Source organism: Massilia sp. CT11-108, assembly GCF_047302915.1.
GTDB classification, from domain to species: domain Bacteria; phylum Pseudomonadota; class Gammaproteobacteria; order Burkholderiales; family Burkholderiaceae_D; genus Telluria; species Telluria orientalis.
In genome coordinates this window covers 1-2,505 of record NZ_JBKYMO010000674.1, presented here as the reverse complement: position 1 = coordinate 2,505, position 2,505 = coordinate 1, and the positions used below count along the sequence as shown (strand labels likewise).

General features: G+C 69.7%; 2 protein-coding genes and 1 pseudogene. All 3 read left to right on the top strand.

The window, feature by feature from the left end:
- Positions 1-109: 109 nt before the first annotated feature.
- Positions 110-1,219 carry an N-acetylglucosamine-6-phosphate deacetylase gene (nagA, locus tag ACEN88_RS29275; protein WP_413345349.1) on the top strand — a complete coding sequence of 370 codons (1,110 nt, stop codon included), beginning with the start codon at positions 110-112 and terminating at the stop codon, positions 1,217-1,219.
- Positions 1,212-2,222 (top strand): SIS domain-containing protein, encoded by a 1,011-nt coding sequence (locus tag ACEN88_RS29270; RefSeq protein ID WP_413345350.1) that lies wholly within the window; start codon positions 1,212-1,214, stop codon positions 2,220-2,222. Before nagA ends, ACEN88_RS29270 begins: the two co-directional genes overlap by 8 nt.
- Positions 2,223-2,231: 9 nt before the next feature.
- Positions 2,232-2,505: pseudogene (locus ACEN88_RS29265) on the top strand (beta-N-acetylhexosaminidase); the annotation flags it as partial.

Genomic DNA, 2,505 nt, shown 5'->3' with positions numbered 1-2,505 from the left:
ACTGGCTCCCGCCCGCGCTCGCGGCCCGCGCCCGCGCGCCCGAAGGCGATTCCGCACGTGGCGCACTACGGATGATCGAGCTGCACGTCGCGGCATGAAAGGACCCACCATGCAAGGCAATATCCTGACTCCGGACGGCTGGATCCGCGGCCGCATCGTCATCGAAGCCGGCACGGCGACGATCGCCGCCATCGAAGGCGACACGGCCGACCCGGCATCGAACAATGACGACTACATCCTGCCCGGCTTCATCGACCTGCACGTGCACGGGGGCGCGGGACGCGACATGATGGAAGGCGGCGACGCGCCGCACGTGATCGCCCGCCTGCATGCGCGGCACGGCACGACGAGCCTGCTGGCCACGACGATGACGGCGCCGCTGGACGACATCGACCGCGCGCTCGCCGCCATCGGCACCGCGTGCGAGCAGCGCGGCAAGGACGAAGCGCGCATCCTCGGCGTACACCTGGAAGGTCCGTACATCAACTCGGGCAAGCTGGGCGCGCAGCCGCCGTTCGCACGCGAAGCGACGATGGCGGAAGTGGAGCGATTCAACGCGCAGGCACCGATGCGGCTGATCACCGTGGCGCCCGAGATCGACGGCCACCTGTCTCTCGTGCGCCAGCTGGCCGACGCGGGCATCCGCGTGCAGATCGGCCACACGAACGGCAACTACGACGACGGCGTGCGCGCGCTGGAACACGGCGCGGCCGGCTTCACGCATCTGTTCAACGCGATGCCGGGCCTGCACCACCGCGATCCCGGCATGGTCGGCGCCGCGCTGGCGCATGCGCAGTACGCGGAAATCATCCCCGACCTGTTGCACGTGCATCCGGGCGCGATCCGCACGGCGCTGCGCTGCATCCCGCACCTGTACTGCGTGACGGATTCCACGGCCGCCGCCGGCATGCCGGACGGCCAGTACATGCTGGGCCGCCAGGTCGTCCACAAATGCATGGGCGGCGTGCGCCTCGCGGACGGCACGCTGGCCGGCAGCACGCTGACGATGGACCAGGCGCTGCGCAACCTCGTCTCGATCGGCCTCGATCTCGCCGACGCCGCGCGCCGCGTGTCGACGAACGCCGCCGACTACCTGGGCGAAACGCGCCGCGGCCGCATCGCGCCGGGCTGCTTCGCCGACCTCGTCGTGCTCGACCGCGACCTGAACCTGAAAACCGTTCATATCGAAGGAGAACAGTGTGACCTCGCTGATGCTTGAAGAAACCGTGTCCGCGGCCGACTGCGTTGCCATGCAGCTGGCAAACGACGCCGACCGCTACGCCGCGCTGGGCCACCACCTGCGGGGCGCCTCCTTCCATAACGCGGTGACGGTGGCGCGCGGCAGCTCGGACCACGCGTCCAGCTACCTCGCCTACTTGATCATGGCGCGCATGGGCCGTCTCGTGACGTCGCTGCCGATGTCGCTCGTCACGTTGTACAAGGCGCCGCTGCAGGCGTCCGGCACGCTGGCCATCTCGATCTCGCAATCGGGCCAGAGCCCGGACGTCGTCGAACCGGTCCGCTACTTCCGCCAGGGCGGCGCGACGACGGTAGCGCTCGTGAACGACATCGATTCGCCGCTGGCGCGTGAAGCCGAATGGGCGCTGCCCCTCCGGGCCGGGAAGGAGCAGAGCGTCGCCGCGACGAAGAGCTTCATCACGAGCCTGACGGCCGGCGCGCGCCTCGTCGCGGAATGGCAGCAGGATGCAGAGTTGAAGGACGGCCTGGCCGCCCTGCCGGACGCGCTGCGCCAGGCCGCGCGGACCGACTGGTCGGCGGCACTCGAGGTGCTGGCGCCGGCGCGCAACATCATGGTCGTGGGCCGCGGCATCAGCTTCCCCATCGCGCTGGAAGCGGCGCTGAAATTCAAGGAGACGTCCTCGCTGCAGGCCGAAGCGTTCTCCGGCGCCGAGATCAAGCACGGCCCGATGGCGTTGATCGACGAGGGCTATCCGCTGCTGATCTTCGCGACGCGCGGCCCGACGCAAGCGGGTCTCGTCGCGCTGGCCGACGAGATGCGCGGCCGCGGCGCGCGCGTGCTGCTCGCGGCGCCGACCGACATCGCCTCGCGCGATCTCGACCTGCCCGTATCGACCTGCGCGGACCTCGACCCGATCGTCGCGATCAACGCGTTCTACGTGATGGCGGCGCACCTGTCGAAAGCGCGCGGGCTCGATCCGGACAAGCCGCGCCACCTGAACAAAGTCACGAAAACACACTGAGCCGCATTGATGCCCACGAACGACCTACGCCAGCTGGCCGGCCGCCTGATCATGATCCGGCTGTTCGGCACGGCACTCGACGCCGACACGGCCGCCTTCATCCGCGCCAACCGCATCCGCGGCGCGTGCCTGTTCCGCCAGAACATGACGGACGCCGCGCAGCTCACGCGCTTCACGAGCGACTTGAAAGATGCGATGGGCGAGCACGCCCTGATCGCGCTCGACCAGGAAGGCGGCGCCGTCGTGCGCGCGCTGTGGGTGCCGCCGCCGCCGTCCGCGATGG